Source organism: Brevundimonas sp. 1080, assembly GCF_040545985.1.
In the GTDB taxonomy this organism is placed as follows: domain Bacteria; phylum Pseudomonadota; class Alphaproteobacteria; order Caulobacterales; family Caulobacteraceae; genus Brevundimonas.
The window spans coordinates 530528-550084 of sequence record NZ_JBEPMW010000002.1 but is presented as its reverse complement, the minus strand read 5'-3'; the positions used below and the strand labels follow the sequence as shown (position 1 = coordinate 550084).

Genomic DNA, 19557 nt, shown 5'->3' with positions numbered 1-19557 from the left:
CTAGCCCCGCATCGCCTCGACCGCCGCGACCAGTCGGTCGAGGTCCGCCTGCGTCGAAAGCCGGTGATCGGCGCCCTCGATCAGGTCCAGGCGCACGTCGCCGCCCGTCAGACGTTCGACCAGCTCGACCTGATGTCGCCAGGGCACGACGTCGTCGGCGCGGCCTTGCAGGATGTGAACCGGCGCGGCGACGTCGATCACGCCGTCCAGCAGCAGCCAGTTGCGCGCTTCCTCGAACATGCGCCGCGTCAGGACATATTCGCCCAGACCCTCCTCGACGATCAGGGTTTCGCCCTCGCGCAGGATGGCCTGGCGCTCGTGGTCGGCCAGACCGGGCCACATCAGCCGATCGGTGAAGTCCTGGGCCGGATTGACTAGGACCAGCCCCTTGATCCGGTCCGGCCGCGCCAGGGTCGCCAGCAGCGAGACCCAGCCGCCCATCGAGGAGCCGACCGGGATGACCGGGCCGGACAGGCTGTCGATCAGGCCGACGGCGTCCTCGCGCCAGCGGCCGATGGTGGCCTGTCTCCAGTCGCCGGAGGACTGGCCATGGGCGAAATGGTCGTAGCGGACGAAGTTCCAGCCGCGTTCGCGCGCGGCGACGTCCAGGGCCAGGGCCTTTGTCCCCTCCATGTCCGAACGGAAGCCGCCGACCCAGATCACGGTCGGGCCGTCGCCGTCGACGCGTTTGAAGGCCAGGGTTTCGCCGTCGGGGCGGGACTGGTGCTGGATGTCGCTCATGCGGATGTTCTGCCCGGACTTTCCGCCGTCGTCACCCTTGACCGCGACGCGCGATGGCGGAACACAGACCCATGTCCGCACCCCAGGTTCTGTTCGTCACCTCAAACCGCATCGGCGACTGCGTCATCTCGTCGGGCGTGATCCGCGAGATCGCGCGTCAGGTCCCGGGGGCCGAAATCACCGTCGCCTGCGGCAGGCCGCCCGCGCCCTTCTTCCGCAATGCGCCCGGCGTGGTGCGCACCATCGTGCTCGACAAGAAGAAGCTCTCCGGCCACTGGCTCGATCTGTGGAAACAGGTCGTCGGCACGCGCTGGGACCTGGTCATCGACATCCGGGGTTCGGCGCTCAGCTATCTGATCCCCGCGAAGCGGCGCATCGTCTATAACCGCTCGTGGGAGACGGGCCTGCGCAAGGTCGAGATGGTGTCGCGGCTGATGGGTTCGCCGACGCCGCTGGATCCCGAAATCTTTCTGGACGATCAGGCGCGGGCCGAGGCCGCCGCCGTGATCGATCCGCAGCTGGCGGGCGGCGCGGGTCCCGGCCCGATAATCGCCCTGGCCCCCATCGCGCATCAGCCGGGCAAGAGCTGGCCCGCCGATCGCTGGGGCGCGCTGGTCGAGAAGCTGAAAGCCGAGCCGCGCTTCGACGGCTGGCGCTTCATGCCGGTGGGCGGGCCGGGCGACCGGCCGCCGGCGACCCCGGCTTTGGAGGCGGCGGGCCATTCTGAGCAAGGAGGGCGCGGCATCGATTTCGTCGGCAAGGGCGACATCCTGGCCTCGGCCGCCGCCATCGATCGGGCCGATCTGTTCGTCGGCAACGATTCGGGTCTGATGCACGTGTCGGCGGCGCTGGGCCGGCCGACCCTGGGTCTGTTCGGTCCGACCGAGTGGTGGCTGTACGGTCCCTGGGGACCCAAGACGCGCACGGCGGCGTCCAACGAGACGCGCGGCCAGTTCGCGCCGATCGAGGACCTAACGGTGGATCACGTCTTCGACGCGGTGCTGGCGCTGCATGACGCGTACATCTTCGAAACGCCTGCGAACCCTTGAAAAATCGGGGCTCGCGGCGCATATTGCCGGCCTTGAGGGGAACGTGGCGATCGCCGCGTGCATTCGCTCATCACGACACACGCCTTCTCTGACCACATAAGGAAACGACGCCCATTCGCCGTCCCATGCAAGCGCCACCCGTGAAAGACGGGCCGCGTATGAACCAGGATATCCGCGCCCCTCGCGTTCTGCTCATCGACCAGAACGGCGAAAAACAGGGCGTCATGCCCACCTCCGCTGCTCTGGAAGCCGCCGAGGAAGCCGGGATGGACCTGGTCGAGATCGTCTCCACCTCCGAGCCGCCGGTGGCCAAGATCCTCGATTACGGCAAGCACCGTTTCCAGGAACAGAAGAAGAAGGCCGAGCAGCGCAAGCGCCAGAAGGTCGTCGAGCTGAAGGAGATCAAACTCCGTCCGAACATCGACACCCACGACTATGAGGTGAAGGCCAAGGCCATGCACCGCTTCTTCGAGGAAGGCGACAAGGTCAAGGTCACCCTGCGCTTCCGCGGTCGTGAAATGGCCCACCCCGAACTGGGCATGAAGCTGCTGAACAAGGTCCAGGCCGACTTCGACGAGGTCGCCAAGGTCGAGTTCTCGCCCAAGATGGAAGGCCGCCAGATGATCATGATCCTGGCCCCGCGCTGATCGCGATCCATCGCTGAATACCAAACGCCCCGGTCCCGCGACCGGGGCGTTTTTCGTTTCCACATCTGACGCTTGCGCAAATCCGCTTCTTCTGGTTGAGCTTAGCCTTGAGTGGGGGCTTTCATGTTGAAATCTGGTCTGTCGGGGTTGATCCTGGCCGTGGTGAGTGTCGCCGCCCTGATGGGCAGCTTGGTTCCGGCGGCCCTCGCGCAGAACGCACCTCCATCCACCGACGTGTACGCCGCTTCTCCGGCCGTGGAATTGATGGAGCTTTCGCCGAGTGGAACGCTCATTGCCCGCATTGTCGTGACCGGTGAAGAGCGCGCCATCGCGGTGACGAATATCGACACGGGCGAGCATCTCTTCGCCTCGACCATCGGTGAGGCGAAGGTCCGCGATCTGCGCTGGATCGGCGAAGACAAGGTGTTGATCATCAGCTCCCAGACGCGTGCACTGCACCTGTTAGGCATCCCGCGGTCCGAGCTTTATTTCGGCGTAATACTGGACCTCAAGACCCAGAAGCTGGCGCGTGTTTTAGACCGCACGGACGATGTTCTTCCGATTCTTTATGGCGGCGCCCAGATCCGCGACACCGCCCAAGGGCCTGCGCTGTTCGCGCGTGCAGTCAATCTTTACAGCGGCCAGGTCGATCTCTTCCGAATCGACCTGAACTCGGGCCGAGGGCGGTCTGTCGCGCCTATGGACTGGGACACCGAAGACTATGTGTTGGATGCCGAGGGCGCCGTTATCGCCATGTCGACCTATGTCGAGCGTAGCGGTCGCTGGACCTTGATGCTGCCGAACGGCCGTCGCTTGCGCGATGCCTGGTCGGTGAACGCTCCACTCGATTCTCCGGCGTTGCTCGGCATGGGGCGAACGCCGCGCACGGTTCTTGTCGCCGCGGATCGGCCTGATCTCGCCGCCGCCGATCCCGAGAGCGAAACGGCCAACAATCTGTTCGAGGTCGATGTGGACACGGGTGTCTGGACCGAACTGCCATTCGAGCACCATCCCGACAACCTTTTGCGTCATCCGCAGACCCGCCTCCTGATCGGCGGGTCACGCACCGAAGACGATGGCGTGCGTTACGAGTTCATCGAGCCCGCCTCCGCCAGCCGATGGCGTTCCATCACGCGGGCCTTTGGCGAGAAGGTGCCGCAGTTGGTGTCCTGGAACGCAGATCAAAAGCGGATTTTGGTCTTCACCGACTCAGGCGAATCCGGCCTCTATCAACTCGTTGATTTCGACAGACGAACGGCTGACGCCCTGGCCTTCGCCTATCCAGACATTCCGCCCGAGAAGGTCGGCGCTGTGCGACACATTCGCTATACCGCCGCAGATGGGCTGGACATTCCGGGCTATCTGACCCTGCCGCCTGGCGTCGCAACGCCGGAGAAGCTGCCGTTGATCGTGCTGGCTCATGGCGGCCCCGCGTCGCGCGACGTGATGGGATTTGACTGGTGGGCCCAGGCCCTGGCATCGCGCGGTTATGCGGTGCTGCAGGCCAACTTCCGTGGGTCGGACGGCTATACGCGGGCCTTCATGGAGGCGGGCTATGGCGAATGGGGCCGCAAGATGCAGACGGATCTGTCGGACGGCGTGCGTTTCCTGACAGAGCAGGGCATCGTCGATCCCGAACGCGTGTGCATCGTCGGCGCAAGCTACGGCGGCTATGCCGCCATGGCTGGTTTGACCCTGGACAAGGGAGTCTATCGCTGTGGAGTCGCCGTCGCCGGCGTGTCCGACCTGCGCCGCATGGTCAACTGGGAGGCGCGCCAGGAAGGACGGCGCGAAAGTCAGACCGTTCGCTACTGGAACCGGTTCATGGGCGCGGCGCGTCTGAACGACCGGGCGCTGGACGCTCTATCGCCGGCCTATCTGGCCGACACGGTCGATAAACCGTTGCTGCTTATCCATGGCCGCGACGATACGGTGGTGGCGATCGAGCAGAGCCGCGTCATGGCCGAGGCGATGAAGCGGGCAGGCAAGCCGGTCGAACTGATTGAACTGGCTGGCGAGGACCATTGGCTGTCGCGCGCCGACACGCGCCAGCAGATGCTGCGTGAGACGGTGCGGTTTCTTGCGGCCAACAATCCAGTCGATTGAGGCAGGGGGTCGCGCTAAGGCTGCGACATGACCGTGAACCCGACCCCGCCCAAGCTCAAGACGCCGGCGCTAGCCGTGCTGTTTGCGACGGTGTTCATCAATCTGGTCGGGTTTGGGCTGGTGGTGCCGTTGCTGCCGTTCTTCGCCCAGAGCCTGAAGGCCGAGGCGTGGCAGATCACGCTGATGTTCTCGGCCTATTCGCTGGGTCAGTTCTTCGCCGAGCCGTTCTGGGGGCGGTTGTCGGATCGGATCGGACGAAAGCCCGTGCTGTTGATGACCCTGATCGCCAATGCGCTGGGCTATCTGATGCTGGCGTTCGTGCCCAACATCTGGCTGGCGATCGCGGTCAGGCTGTTCACCGGCCTGGGCGCGGGCAATATCTCGACGGTTCAGGGGTATGTGGCCGATGTGACCCCGCCCGAGCAGAGGGCCGGGCGGATGGGTCTGATCGGGGCCGCGTTCGGCCTGGGCTTCATCGTCGGTCCGGGCTTAGGTGGATTGCTGACGCAGCCGCAGCTGGGACGGCTGGGCTATCAGCTGCCGATCTTCCTGGCGGCGGCGTTGGCGGCGGTTGCGGCGGTCGGCGTCGTCGTCTTCCTACGCGAAAGCCGGGCCAAGGCCGATCCCGCCGCGCCGCGTCCGGCCTTCCTGGCGGGGCTGAAGGATGCGCGCGACAACGCGGTGGTTTCGCGCGTGCTGGTCGTGACCCTGATCTATATGGCCGGGTTTTCGGCGATGGAGAGCGTGTTTGGCCTGTGGTCCGAGAGCCGCTATCAATGGGGCGCGCGCGAGGTGGGGCTCAGCTTCATGATCGTGGGCATCGTCTCGACGTTGAACCAGGGGTTCTTCGCCGGCCGGCTGGCGCGACGCTTCGGCGAATCGCGCGTGCTGGCCACCGGCATGCTGCTGTTTGGAACCTCGCTGGTGTTGCAGGTGCTGGCGCCGGTCGCGTGGTTTCCCGCTACGCGGCTCGAGCTGGGCGCCCTCACGATCCCGGTCGTCCAGGGCTGGATCATTCCGATCGTGATGGCGATCGGCGCGTGCGGCATGTCGCTGGCCATGCCCAATATCTCGGCCATGATCAGCCGCGCCTCGCCGCCGGATCGGCAGGGGGCCATGCTGGGTCTGAACATGGCCTCCAGCTCGGTGGCGCGCATCTTCGGGCCGATGATCGCGGGCGCGCTGTTCTCGGGGCTGGGGCATGACTGGCCCTTCGTAATCGGGGCGCTGCTGACCATCCCGGCGGCCCTGATGGCGATCAACGCCGGACGCGTCATTCGCAGCGGCGAGGGCGGCGTCAAAGCCCCGGCCTGACTCGTCTTGCAATGGCGGCGCTCTTCACGTAGAAGCCGCGCCTTCGCGTACCGAACCGCCAGGCGAACAGGCATGCCTGGGCGGTTCTTAAACTCTGGAGAGATACCTCCCATGGGCTCAAGCAGTCCAAAGGACGGTAGCCCTCCAAAAAGGAGACTGAAATGCCGAAACTGAAGACGAAGTCGGGCGCCAAGAAGCGCTTCAAATTCACGGCCACTGGCAAGGTAAAGGCCGGCGTTGCGGGCAAGCGTCACCGCTTGATCAGCCACAACTCGAAATACATCCGCCAGAACCGCGGCACCTCGGTCATGGCCGACGCCGACGCCAAGAAGATCAAATCCTACATGCCGTACGCCTGATCGGCGCGCGCTGTACGACTGATCTCCATCCCAAAGAATTTGAAGGAATAGCGACATGGCTCGCGTTAAACGTGGCGTAACCTCGCACGCCAAGCACAAGAAGGTTCTGGAGCAGGCCAAGGGCTTCTCCGGCCGCCGCAAGAATACCATCCGTACGGCCAAGGCCGCCGTCGACCGCGCCGGGCAATACGCCTATCGCGACCGTCGCGCCAAGAAGCGCAACTTCCGCGCCCTGTGGATCCAGCGCATCAACGCCGCTGCCCGTCTGGAAGGCTTCACCTACAGCCAGTTCATCAACGGCCTGAACAAGGCCGGCATCGAACTGGACCGCAAGGTTCTGGCCGCGATCGCCGCCGACGCGACCGGCTTCAAGGCCGTCGCCGACAAGGTCCGCGCCGCCCTGGCTTAAGGGCCGCGCTCAAGCCGCGAGCGACCGCGTCGCGAGCGTAGCGCAACAAGAATGACGCCCGCTCCGGTTTCCGGGGCGGGCGTTCTTCGTTTCAGGCCGCCTTGGGGACGTGCGATGCTTGGCTCTGCGCCAGCACCATGCGGATGGCGTTCAGAAGGGCGTCGGGCTGGATGGGCTTTTGCGCCACCCCGTTCATGCCTGCGGCGATATAGTCCAGCTCGTCGCGCTCGTCGGCGTTCGCCGTCAGGGCCAGGATCGGCAGGGCGCCGGCCGGGCCGGGCAGGGCGCGGATGGCCCGCGTTGCGGCGACCCCGTCCATCACCGGCATCTTGATGTCCATCAGGGCCAGGTCGAACGGACGCGCGCTGACGGCGTCCACCGCCTCGCGACCATTCTCGGCCATCTCGCAGGTGCAGCCGAACATCTCCAGCAGCTTGCTGGCGACGAAGCGGTTGGTGGCGTTGTCGTCCACCACCAGCACATGCAGGGTGTCGTGCGGGGTCGGCTCGGCCATGGCGGGGGCGGGCGCCGCGCTCTCGGTCGCGACGCGCAGCGGCAGGCGCACCTGAAAGCGCGCGCCGCCCTGGGGCGAGGCGCCCAGCGAGATCGCGCCGCCCATCCGTTCGGCGATCTGTCGGCAGATGGCCAGGCCCAGGCCCGCGCCAGCCCCTTCGCGCCCGGCTTTTCCGGTGTTGAAGGGATCAAAGATGGTCGCGGCCGCCGCCTCGGGCACGCCAGGGCCGCTGTCGTCCACGGTGAAGATCACCTCGCCGTCGGCGTGGCTTTCGATCAGGGCGACGACCTCGCCTTTCAGGGTGAACTTCAGCGCATTGCCGATCAGGTTGTTCAACAGCTGCTTCAGCCGCATCCCGTCGGCCTGAACGCAGGGAACGGCCAGGTCTGTGCGGATGGTCAGGGCCAGGGCCTTTTCCTCGGCCCGCGCGCGCCACAGGGCGTCGATGTCGAAGGCGACGGCCGACAGGTCCAGCGGCTCCTCCTCCAGCGTCAGCATGCCGGCGGAGGCGCGTGACATGTCCAGCGCGTCGGTCAGCAGCCGCAGCAGGCTCTGGCCCGAATCGATCACGGTGCGGACGTAGGGGCGCAGCTCTTCCTGCTCCAGCTTCTTGTCCATCAGGGCCGCGACGCCCAGCACCCCGTTCAGGGGCGTGCGGATCTCGTGGCTCATCACCGCCAGGAACTCGGACTTGGCCCGGCTGGAGGCAACAGCCTCGGCCTCGGCCAGCGCCAGGTCGCGGGCCAGGGCGCTCATTTCCTCGGCCCGCTGGCGGTGCAGGGCCGCGCCGGCCTGCACCACCTGCAGCGCCGTGCCGACGCCGACGTAGCGGCCGTCCGCCACGACGATGAAGCCCGTCAGCAGGGCGCCCAGTTCCGCCGCATCGTAGGCGTGGAAGAAGGCCTCGGCGCTGGTCGCCGCCTCCGCCACCGGCGCATTGCGGTCCATCAGGCTTTCGGCGGGCTTTCGGGCGTACAGGGCGCGTCCGAACTCGGCCGCCATCCTCAGGGTGAAGGCGTTGCGTTCGATGATGCCGAGGGGGCGGCCATCGTCATCGACGACAGCCAGGGCCAGGGTGTTCGGCTCGGTCTGGAACCGTTCGAACACATCGGCGCCCGGCGTGGACGGGGCCACAGGCGCGATCAAGTCGACGAAATCACCGATCAGCGGCATCAAGGTCCTCGCAAGTTCGGAGGCCTGATTAGACGCTGATATTTAACGCCAGCTTTGCCGTTCATGAACCTTTCGCGGCGGGTTTTCGACAGTCGATCCGTAGGCGGATGGAAAGTCCGGACTGCGCGCGATATTCCCTCGCGCACGCGACTTCGATAGCCTCGCCGCATGATGCGCACCCTGATCTGCGGCCTGGTTGCCGCCCTCGTTCTTGTCACTCCCGCCGCCGCGCAGGACCGACGCGTCGCCGTGACCTTCGACGACCTGCCGTTCCAGACCGATGCGGCGACCCTGTGCGATCCTGCGCGCCTGATGACGATCACCCAGGATTTCGTCGCCATGCTGAAGCCGCTGGATACGCACGGCACAGCCTTCGTCAACGCGGGCAAGGTGTGCGAGGCCGAGCGCGCCACGATCCTGCCGCGCGTGCTGAACGTCTGGCTGGACGCTGGTCTGGACCTGGGCAACCACACCAACACCCATCTGAACATCCACTCGACGACGGTTGAGGCCTATCTGGCCGACGTGGACGCCGGGGCGCCGATCGTTCGGCAGGCGCTTGAGGCGCGCGGCAAGACCCTGCGTTGGTTCCGCCACCCCTATCTGTTCACCGGCGAGACGCAGGAAAAGCACGACGCCATTGCCGCCGGCCTGGCCCAGCGCGGCTATACGGTCGCGCCTGTGACCCTCGACAACAACGACTGGATGTTCGCCGACGTCTATCGCAAGGCCGAGCAGATCGGCGACCAGGCGCTGATGCAGCGCATCGGTCAGGCCTATGTGGCGCATATGGCGACGGTACTGGACTTCTTCGAACCCTACAGCGCCGATGTGGCGGGCGGGCGTGAACCGGCGCAGGTGCTGCTGCTGCACGCAAACACCCTGAACCAGGCCTGGTATCCGCAGATCCAGGCCCTGTATCTGGCGCGCGGCTATCGCTTCGTGCCGTTGGCAGAGGCGCTGGCCGATCCGATCTATCAGCACCTTGACACCTACGTCCGCGCCAACGGAATATCGTGGCTGCATCGCTGGATGCAGACCGACGGCCGGCCCATACGCTGGGAGCCCGAACCGCCCGCCTGGATCGTTGCGGCCAACAAGGCGCCGGCGTCGGAACTTCAGGCGATCGCATCGGCCCCTTGAAGGGTGACGAAACGGCTTCCACCCGTTAAGGCACGGGGCAAATGACCGATCTCGCCACACTCGAACTCGACTTGATTAACGCCATCGGCGGCGCGGAAACCGTCGCCGCATTGGAGGAGGTGCGCGTCGCCGCCCTGGGCAAGTCCGGCTCCGTCTCCGGCCTGCTGAAGGGCATGGGCGCTATGAGCCCCGACGAACGCCGCGAACAGGGACCGATGATCAACGGTCTGCGTGACCGCGTCGCCGCCGCCATCGCCGCGAAGAAGACCGCGCTGGAAGCCGCCGAACTGGACGCCCGCCTGCTGTCGGAACGCATCGATCTGACCCTGCCGGCGCGTCCGCGCAGGAAGGGCGGGGTCCATCCGACGATGCAGGTGATGGACGAGATGATCGCCCTGTTCGCCGAAATGGGCTTCGCCGTGGCCGAAGGTCCGGACATCGAGGACGACTTCCACAACTTCACCGCCCTGAACTTCCCGCCCAAACACCCGGCGCGGGAAATGCACGACACCTTCTTCCTAAAGCCGGACCCCGAGACGGGCGAGCGCAAGGTGCTGAGGACCCACACGTCGCCGGTGCAGGTCCGCACCATGATATCGCAAAAGCCGCCGATCCGCATCGTCGCGCCGGGCCGCACCTTCCGCAAGGATTGGGACGCCACCCACACGCCGATGTTCCATCAGATCGAAGGCTTGGTGATCGATCGTGACATCCACATGGGCCATCTGAAGACGACGCTTCAGACCTTCATCGCCCGCTTCTTCGAACTGGACGCGATCCAGGCGCGGTTCCGTCCGCACCACTTCCCCTTCACCGAACCCTCGGCCGAGATGGACATCCGCTGCGACCGTTCGGGCGGGAAACTGGTGTTCAACACCGGCGACGACTGGCTGGAAATCCTGGGCTGCGGGATGGTGCATCCCAATGTGCTCAGAAACTGCGGCATCGACCCGGACGAGTATCAGGGCTTCGCCTTCGGCATGGGGGTGGATCGGCTGGCCATGCTGAAATACGGCGTGCCCGACCTGCGCCCCATGTTCGACGCCGACACCCGCTGGCTGTCCCACTACGGCTTCTCAGCCTTCGCCGCCCCCAACCCGGCCTCGGGCCTGAGCTGATCCCATGACCGACGCAAACGCCACCATCACTTTCAAGCGGATCGGCGAAGGCCCGGCCTACGACAAGGCTAGTATCTGGCTGCCGCAGCTGGTCGCCGAGGCGATGTCGGCGGGCAAGAGCCTGATCGAGAACAAGACCTTTACGGACTGTCGCATCGAGGGGCCCGCAGTGTTGCTCGCCGCTGGCGGCTGTACGTTCGAAGATTGCGACATGGGTTATTCAGGGGGGGACATCCGCAATCTTCTGTTGGCGCCGGTCGGCCCCGAGAAGGTGATCGGAGCGGTCGCGTTTCAGAACTGCGCCTTCGTGCGCTGTAAATTCTATGCGGTGGGCTTTACAGGCGCGCCCGCCTTCCTGACGAACTTCGAAGCTGTGCTCAGCCAAGGCAAACAGGCGTCATGAAATCGATCCTGCCCATCAACCGGCCCCTCGCGGACGCGCCCGACCTGAATGCCGCGACGTTCGAGAACGTTGATATCATCCTCTATGAGCTCTACGCGGCCGCGTCCGCCAACGGCGTTGGATTGATTGAGGGACGCACCTTCACCGGCTGCCGTTTTCAGGGGCCGGCCATCGTTCTGGTTTCGGACGACGTGACTTTCAGCGACACCAACTTCGGCGACAGCCGGGGCGGTATCAGAAACCTGTTGCTCAGCCCTGTCGGCGACAAGGCCATCGGCACGATACCGATGCGGGATTGCCAGTTCATCGGCTGCGAATTCTACGGCGTCGGCTTCACCGGCGCCCCTGAATTCATCGCCCAGGTCAGCGCTCTGACCGACAAGCCCAAGGCCTGAGACGACCATGAAGTTCACCCTGTCCTGGTTGAAGGACCACCTCGAGACCGAGGCGGATGTTCAGCAGATCGCCGAGGCCATGACCATGGCCGGGCTGGAGGTCGAGGAAGTGCTCGACCCCGCCGCCAAACTGGCGCCCTTCACTGTGGCCAAGATCGTTTCGGCCGAGCGTCACCCCAACGCCGACCGGCTGCAGGTCTGCCAGGTCGAGACGGTCGACGGGATGAAGGAGATCGTCTGCGGCGCGCCGAACGCGCGGGCGGGCCTGACCACCATCTACGCCCCCATCGGCGCCTATGTGCCGGGCCTGGGCGTGACCCTGGTTGAGAAGCCGGTGCGCGGCGTGGTGTCGAACGGCATGCTGTGCTCGGCCTCCGAGCTTGAGCTGTCGGACGAGAGCGACGGCATTCAGGAGCTGCCGCCCGAAATCCCCGTGGGCACGCCGGTCGCCGGCCTGTTCGGCGCCGAGCCGGTGATCGATTTCGAGGTCACGCCGAACCGCCCCGATTGGCTGGGCGTCGCCGGTATCGCCCGCGATCTGGCCGCCGCCAGCGTCGGCAAGCTGAAGCATTTCGACATCGCCGTGGTGCGCGGGGCCTTCCCCTCGCCGATCAGCGTGCGGCTGGACGCGCCCGAGATGTGCCCGGTCTTCGCCGGTCGCGTCATTCGCGGCGTCAAGAACGGCCCGTCGCCGGCCTGGCTCCAGAAGCGTCTGACGGCCATCGGCCTGCGCTCGATCAACCGTCTCGTCGATGTGACCAATCTGATCGCCTACGACCGCGCCCGCCCGCTGCACGTCTATGACGTCGCCAAGCTGTCGGGGACCGAGATCGTGGTGCGGGCAGGGCAGGTTTCGGCCGCGACCGGCGAGCACGAGCATCTGATCGCCCTGGACGGCAAGACCTACGCCGCATCCGCGGCCGACTGCGTCATCGCCGACGCCGGGGGCGAGCGGCCTATCGGCCTGGGCGGTGTGATGGGCGGCGAGAGCACCGGCTGCGACGAGACCACCACCGACGTCTTCCTGGAAAGCGCCTGGTTCGACCCGCTGGTCATCGCCCAGACCGGCCGTGCGCTGGGTATCCATTCCGACGCCCAGTACCGGTTCGCGCGCGGCGTCGATCCGGTGTCGGTCACGCCGGGGCTGGAACTGGCCACCCGCCTGATCCTGGACCTGTGCGGCGGCGAGCCGTCGGACATCGTCTTCGTCGGCGAACCGCCGGCCAGCCCCGCGCCCTTCGCCTTCGATCCGGCCTATGTGCAGCGGCTCAGCGGCATGGATTTGGCCGATGACCGGATCGGGACCATCCTGGGCCAGCTCGGTTTCCTGGTTCAGGCCGCGCCGGCCGGTCAGTCCGAGCCCTGGCTCGTCACCCCGCCGTCGTGGCGTCGCGACGTCGAAGGTCCGGCCGATCTGGTGGAAGAGGTTGCGCGGATCGAGGGCTTCGACAGCCTGCCCGATACGCCCCTGCCCGAGGTCGCCCGCCCCGCCGGCGGCGTGCTGAGCCCCCGTCAGGCCCGCGTCCGCACCGCGCGTCGTGCCCTGGCGGCCCTCGGTTACGCCGAGGCCGTCACCTGGTCCTTCACCAAACAATCGACCGCAGCCCTGTTCGGCGGCGGGGATGATCGGCTGGTGCTGGAGAACCCCATCGCGGCCGACCTGGACTGCATGCGGCCCTCGCCCCTGCCGAACCTGGTCCAGGCGGCGGCGAGGAACGCCGCGCGCGGGTTCGCCGACGCCGCCCTGTTCGAGATCGGCCCCATCTATCTGGGCGACGGTCCGGCGGATCAGCGCATGGTCATCGCCGGCCTGGTCGCCCCGCACGCCGCCCGTCACTGGGCCGGCGCCGGTGAGGACGCCCTGTTCGCGCTCAAGGGCGACCTGACCACCCTGCTGGAAGAGATCGGCGCCCCGGTCGCCTCGCTGCAGCTGGTCCAGGGCCAGAACCGCGACTGGTGGCACCCCGGCCGTTCGGCCCGGCTGCAACTGGGCCCCAAGAATGTGATGGTCGAGTTCGGCGAACTGCATCCGCGCGTCCTGAAGGCGCTGGACGCCGATGGTCCGATCCTGGCTTTCGAAATCGTGCTGGACAATGTGCCGGAACCGCGCGGCAAGAGCGGCAAGGCGCGCGGCTCGGCGGACCTGTCGGCCCTCATGCCGCTGACGCGCGACTTCGCCTTCGTGGTGGAAGACGCCAAGCCGGTCGGCGATCTGGTCCGGGCCGCGACGGGCGCCGACAAGGCCCTGATCGCCGACGTGCGGGTGTTCGACGTCTATCGCGGCAAGGGCGTGGACGAGGGCTTCAAGTCCGTCGCCCTGGAAGTCGTGATCCAACCGCGCGAGGCCACCCTGACCGAAGCCGAGATCGAGGCCTTGACCGCCAAGGTCGTTGGAGCGGTCGAGAAGCAGGGCGGCAAGCTGCGGGCTTGAGGGAGCGCAGCGCCGTCTTTCGGGCGGCGCGGGGGACATAGGCGATGACGACGGAACCTCAGGCGGCCCAACCGGATCGCGGCCATCTGCTGCGCGTCCTGGGCGTGACGTTCGGCGTCGCCGTCGTGGTCGGCGGCGTCATCGGTCAGGGCATACTGCGTACCCCCGGCGTGGTCGCCGAGGGGGTTCAGAACCCCACGATCATCATCGCGCTGTGGTGCGTCGCCGGTCTGGTCGCCTGGATCGACGCCATGTCGACCGTCGAACTGGCCGCCTCGATCCGCAAGACGGGCGGCCCCTATATCTTCGCCCGGCGCGCCTTCGGGTCGTTGACCGGCCTCGCCGTCGGCGTCTGCGACTGGCTGGGCAATATGGGCGGCATCGCCTTCATCGCCGTGGTCTTCGGCGAATATCTGCATCGGTTGGGCGTCGCGACCAGCATGCCCATCGGCGTCCTCGCCCTGTTGATCGTGGTCGTGGTGGGCAGCGTGCAATGGCTGGGCACCAAGGTCGGTGGTCGGTCGCAGGAGATCGGCAGCGCGGTCAAGGCGGCCCTGTTCACCGTGCTGATCATCGGCCTGTTTCTGGCGCCGCGTGGCGCGCCCGTCGCGACCGAGATCGCGCCGGCGACGGCGGCGGCCCTGACCTTCGGCGGCATCGTCATGGCCCTGCGGGCGATCTCTGGCACCTATTACGGCTGGAACAGCGCCTCCTACTTCTGCGAAGAGGTCGTCGATCCGGGCCGGACCATCGCGCGGGCGACCTTCTCGGGCATCGCCGTGGTGACGGTGATCTATGTGCTGGCCAACCTGGCCTATCTGAACGTCCTGACGCCGGCCGAGATGGCCGGGTCGAACCTCGTCGCGGCGGATGCGGCCGGTCGGGTGTTCGGCGATGTCGCGGGCCCCATCGTCACGGCCATTTCGCTTGTGTCGCTGGTGACGATCATCAATGCGATGGTCATGGTGTTCCCGCGCGTCCTGTTCGCCATGGCGCGCGAGTATCAGATCTCGGCCCTGACCCGGGTCGCCGCCAACGGCACGCCGCGTCTGGCCCTGATCGCGACCGTGCTGGCCGGCGGGCTACTGGCCACCATCGGGGTCTATGAGACCTTGCTGACCTTTTCGACGTCGCTGCTGGCGCTGATGAGCGTCCTGGTGAATGCGGCCGTCATCGTCCTGAGGGTGCGCGAGCCAAATCTGGAACGGCCTTGGAAAATGCCGCTCTATCCCCTGCCGGCGATCATCGCCCTGACGATCAATACGACCCTGTTCGTGATCTTCGTGGTCGAGGATCCTTTGACGGCTGGAAAGGCCTTCGGAATGCTGGCGGTCCTGATCGGCCTTGCCTGGCTGCTGGTCCGGCGAAAGCGCGCTGCGGCCTGATCGGCGCGCCCGGTAAGACCCCGTTAACCTTGAAGCCGCAAGGCTGCCGCAAAGGTCGGGGACGGTGAGGCCAAGACCGGCGCGCCAGCCGGCCGTCCTCTCGTCGCCTTTCGGAGCGCCCTCCATGCATCGCCGCCAACTGATCCTTTCGGGCCTCGCCACCGCCGCCGGCGCCTCGTCGCTGGGCGCCTGCGCCTCGGCGCCGCCGCGCGATCCCAACTATCCGATCCGCTCGGACCAGACGGCCCAGGCCTACAGCTTCGATGAACTGGTTTCGGCCGGCTCGCGCGAGCTGGGCATCGCGGCCGAGGTCGTGGGCGGCGCGATCGAGCGCGTCTTCGCCGACCAGGGCGACCGCCCGACCGCCTATATCGCGGGCGAGGAAGGCTCCGGCGCCGTTGTTGTCGGCGCCCGCTACGGCCGCGGCGCCCTGCACATGAAGGACCTGTCGGCCTCCCAGGAAGTATTCTGGCAGGGCGCGTCGGTGGGGTGGGACTGGGGCGGCAACGCAAGCCGCGTCTTCACCCTGGTCTATGGCCTGTACCACCCCGACATGATCTATCGCCGCTATCCCGGCATCGAGGGCTCGGCCTATCTGGTCGCGGGCCTGGGCGTGAACTATCAGCGCGCCGACGGCATCGTCCTGGCCCCCATCCGCACTGGCGTCGGCCTGCGCCTGGGCGCCAACGTCGGCACCATGAGCTACAGCCGCCAACGCAATCTGCTGCCCTTCTAAGCGCGCTAAGCTCGCGACTCGGTCGCTCGCGCCTTGAGCGCGTGGCCGTTTCGCGGGTTAGCTCACCAATCGCAGCGGCGGCGGCGCGTCCATCAGCGTCGCCAGCCCTTCGCGCCAGCTGGGATAGGCGGGCCGCCAGCCCAGCTCGGCCTTGGCCAGGGCGTTCGAGACGCGCTTGGAATCCAGATAGAAGCGACGCATCGCCTCGCTGACGCTGTCGTCGGTCCAGTCCACCTCTGGCGGGCGGGGCAGGCCCATCCGATCCGCCGCCCATTCCATCACCACATCGGCGGGCGACGGTTCGTCGTCAGTCAGATTATAGGCGGCGCCCGGTCGCGGCTGCGCCATCGACGCGAACAGGCCCGAGACGATGTCATCTACATGGATGCGGTTGAAGACCTGGCCGGGCTTTCTGACCAGCTTCGCCGTGCCTTCCTTCAGCCGCTCGACCACGCTGCGCCCCGGCCCGTAGAAACCGGGCAGGCGGAAGATCTGGACCGTCAGCCCCATCCCCTGCGCCCCATCCAGCCAATCGCGTTCGGCCCGGACGCGGCGTGCGCCCTCCAGATTGGCGGCGTTCAGCGGCCCGTCCTCGAACACCCATCCGCCGGCCCGGTCGCCATAGACGGAGGTGGAGGAGACATAACCGATCCAGTCGGGCCACGCGTCGCCCGCCAGAGGCCCCAGGGCCCGCAGACCGGGACAACCCTGCGCATCCGGCGCGGCGGTGATCAGCACGGCCGTCGCCGCCTCCAGCGCCGTCTTCAGGGCGGCTGTATCGCCCGGATCGACGGCCATGATCCCGTCGGCCGCCAAGGCGCGACGCCGCTCGGGATCGCGCGAGGTCGCGGTCGCCTGTCCGCCGCGCCGTAGGGCCTCCAGCGCCACCGCCCGTCCCAGATAGCCGCCGCCGAAGACCAGCAGATCGAGGGGAGGGGAGGCGATAGGCATTACGAAACTCAGGCCGTCAGAACTTGGGAAGGTGGCGCGTCAACTGCCGGTCGCGCCTCATTTTCCAGCGCCTCCGCCCTGCGTTGGTTCCAGGCGGAGACGCACGGCACCCGACCCAGATCGGCGCGGTCGGCATAGCGGCGGGCGATGTCCGTGACCTCGTCCATCAGGCCTTGCGCCAGGGTGATCGGCTTCAACCCTAGATCCCGGAACTGGTCGTTGGCGACGACCAGATCGTTCTCGTCGGCTTCCTGACGCGGATTGGCGACATTGTGGATTTCGGCGCCGGTCTTGTCGGCGATCATGGCCGCCAGATCGCGCACGCGGCGGCTCTCGGTCATCTGGTTCAGGATCTTGACCCGCTCGCCGCGTTTGGGCGGGTTCTTCAGCGCCAGTTCGACGCAGCGCACCGTGTCCTGAATATGGATGAAGGCCCGCGTCTGGCCGCCCGATCCATGCACGGTCAGCGGATAGCCGACCGCCGCCTGCATCAGAAAGCGGTTCAGCACCGTGCCGTAATCGCCATCATAGTCGAAGCGGTTGATCAGTCGTTCGTCCTGTTTGGTCTGTTCGGTCTGGGTGCCCCAGACGATGCCCTGGTGCAGGTCGGTGATGCGCAGGTTGTCGTTACGGGCATAGAACTGGAACAGCAGGGCGTCCTGCGTCTTGGTCATGTGATAGATGCTGCCCGGATTGGGCGGGAACAGGATTTCCTGCTCGGCGGGGCCGTTGTCGGTATCCACCGTCACCTTCAGATAGCCCTCGGGGATGCGCAGGCCCGCCGTGCCGTAACCATAGACCCCCATCGTCCCCAGGTGCGCCAGATGGACGTCCAGGCCGCTTTCGACGATGGCGGCCAGCAGGTGGTTGGTGGCGTTGATGTTGTTGTCGACGGTGTACAGCTTGTGCCGCGCCGACTTCATCGAATAGGGGGCCGCCCGCTGCTCGGCGAAATGCACCACGCTGTCGGGGGCGAAGTCGCGGATCAGGGCGACCAGTCGGTCGAATTCCTTGCCCACCGTCATGTTGACGAAGCCGACGTCGCGGCCGGAGACTTCTTTCCACGCCTTGATCCGCTCGCCCATGGTGCGGATCGGCGTCAGGGACTGGACCTCCAGCTCGTTGTCGATATTCCGGCGGCTCAGGTTGTCGATGATGGTCACGTCCCACCCTTCGGCCGACAGATGCAGGGCCGTGGGCCAGCCGCAAAAACCGTCGCCGCCCAGAACCAGCACGCGCATGGGATAGCCTCGTCGTCGTCTCAAAGGTCATGCCTAGCCCAGCCGTCGCGCTTGGCAAAGCGGCGCTGTGCAGGGTTCGGTGCGACGCATTGACGAATATCGCTTGGAAAGGCCGCGCACTCGGGTTAAGTCTCTGCCGTCTCCCACTCAATCGCAGCTTTACGGGCGCATACCCGGCTGTTCGCGGCTTGAGCCGGCCATGACGGTCGGTCCCGAAAGGACCGGCGCACCATGCGGGCGACAAGGCATTCCGACAGTTCGACAATCGGGGATCGGCCCCGAGCGAGACGGAACCACGAAACGGACGGAACCGGCCTTCAGGCTTTGGTCCGCCCCTGCACACGGTAGCGCGAATGAGAGATTTCAAGGGCATGAAGCGTCAGCGCGGACGCAATCGGAACAAGGCGGGCGCCAATAACGCCAACAACGCCAATCCGAATCGTTCGTGGGATTCACAAGGCCCCGAGAACATCAAGGTCCGGGGCAACGCCCAGACGGTGTACGAGCGCTATCAGCAGCTGGCCCGCGATGCGGCCTCCAGCGGCGACCGGGTGCTGGCCGAAAACTATCAGCAACACGCTGAACACTATTACCGCGTCCTGCGCGCGCTCCAGCCGCAGCGGTCCTTCTCGGACATCGCCGCGCGCGAACAGTCCAACCAGGGCTTCGACATCGACTTCGAGGACGAATCCGGTGCCCAGGCTGCCGCCTTCGTCGCCGCCCAGCAGGCCGCCGACCGCCAGGCCGCTGAGGCCGCCGAGCGCGCCGAGCAGAACCAGAACCGCGATCAGAACCGCGACCGCGACTACAATCGCGACCGGGACCGTGACAACCGCGACCGCGACCGCGATCGCGATCAGAATCGTGATCGTGACCGTGACCAGAACCGCGACAGCCAGCAGCCGCGCGAACCCCGCGAGCCGCGCGAAGGCGACGAGGTCCGCGCCGAGGGCGAGGGCGGCGGTCGTCGCGAAAGCCGCCGCGAACGCTGGGAGCGTCGCCGCGAGGAACGCAATCGCCGCTTCGACAATCAGGACGGCGCCCAAGACGGCGCTGAGGGCGCCGCCCCTTCCTACGCCGAGGCCGACCGCGCCGAAGCCGTCAGCGAAGCGTCCGTCGTCGAGACGCCGGTCAATGCCCCTGTCCCTGAAACGCCGAGCGTCGAGGCGCCGGCCGCAGACGAACGTCCCGCACGCCGTCCGCGCCGCACCGCCGCCGCTGTTGCGGCTGACGAGGGCGACGCCCCGACCGCCCTGCCGGGCTTCTTGACCCGTGCGCCGGTGTCGTCGGCCCCGGCGGAGCAAGCCGAAGGCGAGGCGGCCCCGCGTCGCCGTGCGCCGCGTCGCAAACCCGAAGCCGCCGCAGCCAGCGAAGATTGATAACAACCCAAGCGGGTACGTTTACCTGAATGCAACTCCGACGCGTCAATATGGCGCGTCGGA

At 66.7% G+C, this 19557-nt stretch carries 18 protein-coding genes; 14 read left to right on the top strand and 4 right to left on the bottom strand.

Annotated features, from left to right (window positions below):
* Positions 1-741, bottom strand: a complete 741-nt coding sequence (locus ABIC32_RS08055) for an alpha/beta fold hydrolase (RefSeq protein ID WP_354073737.1) — start codon at positions 739-741, stop codon at positions 1-3.
* Between the two features lie 71 nt (positions 742-812).
* Between ABIC32_RS08055 and ABIC32_RS08050 the strand changes: the two genes are divergently transcribed.
* The 6 genes from ABIC32_RS08050 to rplT all read left to right on the top strand — a co-directional run bounded on the left by ABIC32_RS08050 (position 813) and on the right by rplT (position 6625).
* Complete coding sequence (locus tag ABIC32_RS08050) at positions 813-1790, top strand: glycosyltransferase family 9 protein (RefSeq protein WP_354073735.1); 978 nt, start codon at positions 813-815, stop codon at positions 1788-1790.
* Positions 1791-1915: 125 nt separating this feature from the next.
* The gene (infC, locus tag ABIC32_RS08045; protein WP_055752751.1) at positions 1916-2437 is read left to right on the top strand and encodes a translation initiation factor IF-3; all 522 of its coding nucleotides are present in this window, start codon (positions 1916-1918) and stop codon (positions 2435-2437) included.
* Between the two features lie 123 nt (positions 2438-2560).
* On the top strand, positions 2561-4543 hold the full coding sequence (locus tag ABIC32_RS08040) for an alpha/beta hydrolase family protein (RefSeq protein ID WP_354073732.1): 1983 nt from the start codon (positions 2561-2563) through the stop codon (positions 4541-4543).
* Positions 4544-4570: 27 nt separating this feature from the next.
* Positions 4571-5857 (top strand): MFS transporter, encoded by a 1287-nt coding sequence (locus ABIC32_RS08035; protein ID WP_091748941.1) that lies wholly within the window; start codon positions 4571-4573, stop codon positions 5855-5857.
* 161 nt (positions 5858-6018) lie between these two features.
* On the top strand, positions 6019-6216 hold the full coding sequence (gene rpmI, locus ABIC32_RS08030) for a 50S ribosomal protein L35 (protein ID WP_003166435.1): 198 nt from the start codon (positions 6019-6021) through the stop codon (positions 6214-6216).
* Positions 6217-6271: 55 nt separating this feature from the next.
* Positions 6272-6625: a 50S ribosomal protein L20 gene (gene rplT, locus ABIC32_RS08025; protein WP_017506327.1), complete on the top strand. Its 354-nt coding sequence runs from the start codon at positions 6272-6274 to the stop codon at positions 6623-6625.
* Between the two features lie 91 nt (positions 6626-6716).
* On the opposite strand, the gene ABIC32_RS08020 is transcribed toward rplT, so the two are convergent.
* Positions 6717-8312: an ATP-binding protein gene (locus tag ABIC32_RS08020; RefSeq protein ID WP_354073730.1), complete on the bottom strand. Its 1596-nt coding sequence runs from the start codon at positions 8310-8312 to the stop codon at positions 6717-6719.
* A 168-nt stretch (positions 8313-8480) separates the two neighbouring features.
* Between ABIC32_RS08020 and ABIC32_RS08015 the strand changes: the two genes are divergently transcribed.
* The 7 genes from ABIC32_RS08015 to ABIC32_RS07985 all read left to right on the top strand — a co-directional run bounded on the left by ABIC32_RS08015 (position 8481) and on the right by ABIC32_RS07985 (position 15923).
* Positions 8481-9455: a polysaccharide deacetylase family protein gene (locus tag ABIC32_RS08015; protein WP_354073728.1), complete on the top strand. Its 975-nt coding sequence runs from the start codon at positions 8481-8483 to the stop codon at positions 9453-9455.
* Positions 9456-9496: 41 nt separating this feature from the next.
* The gene (pheS, locus tag ABIC32_RS08010; RefSeq protein WP_066628817.1) at positions 9497-10573 is read left to right on the top strand and encodes a phenylalanine--tRNA ligase subunit alpha; all 1077 of its coding nucleotides are present in this window, start codon (positions 9497-9499) and stop codon (positions 10571-10573) included.
* A gap of 4 nt (positions 10574-10577) precedes the next feature.
* Positions 10578-10976 (top strand): hypothetical protein, encoded by a 399-nt coding sequence (locus ABIC32_RS08005; RefSeq protein ID WP_307509304.1) that lies wholly within the window; start codon positions 10578-10580, stop codon positions 10974-10976.
* Positions 10973-11371 (top strand): hypothetical protein, encoded by a 399-nt coding sequence (locus ABIC32_RS08000; RefSeq protein ID WP_354073725.1) that lies wholly within the window; start codon positions 10973-10975, stop codon positions 11369-11371. Before ABIC32_RS08005 ends, ABIC32_RS08000 begins: the two co-directional genes overlap by 4 nt.
* 7 nt (positions 11372-11378) lie before the next feature.
* Positions 11379-13802 (top strand): phenylalanine--tRNA ligase subunit beta, encoded by a 2424-nt coding sequence (gene pheT, locus ABIC32_RS07995; protein WP_354073723.1) that lies wholly within the window; start codon positions 11379-11381, stop codon positions 13800-13802.
* A gap of 44 nt (positions 13803-13846) precedes the next feature.
* Positions 13847-15187 (top strand): APC family permease, encoded by a 1341-nt coding sequence (locus ABIC32_RS07990; protein ID WP_354073721.1) that lies wholly within the window; start codon positions 13847-13849, stop codon positions 15185-15187.
* Between the two features lie 124 nt (positions 15188-15311).
* On the top strand, positions 15312-15923 hold the full coding sequence (locus ABIC32_RS07985; protein WP_017506335.1) for a DUF1134 domain-containing protein: 612 nt from the start codon (positions 15312-15314) through the stop codon (positions 15921-15923).
* 57 nt (positions 15924-15980) lie between these two features.
* On the opposite strand, the gene ABIC32_RS07980 is transcribed toward ABIC32_RS07985, so the two are convergent.
* A complete protein-coding gene (locus ABIC32_RS07980) occupies positions 15981-16874 on the bottom strand; it encodes an SDR family oxidoreductase (RefSeq protein ID WP_199059689.1) in 894 nt (297 codons plus the stop codon).
* Between the two features lie 8 nt (positions 16875-16882).
* On the bottom strand, positions 16883-18115 hold the full coding sequence (locus tag ABIC32_RS07975; protein ID WP_354073719.1) for an NAD-dependent epimerase/dehydratase family protein: 1233 nt from the start codon (positions 18113-18115) through the stop codon (positions 16883-16885).
* A gap of 353 nt (positions 18116-18468) precedes the next feature.
* On the opposite strand from ABIC32_RS07975, the gene ABIC32_RS07970 reads away from it, so the two are divergent.
* Positions 18469-19494, top strand: a complete 1026-nt coding sequence (locus ABIC32_RS07970; RefSeq protein WP_354073717.1) for a DUF4167 domain-containing protein — start codon at positions 18469-18471, stop codon at positions 19492-19494.
* The last annotated feature ends 63 nt before the right edge of the window (positions 19495-19557 follow it).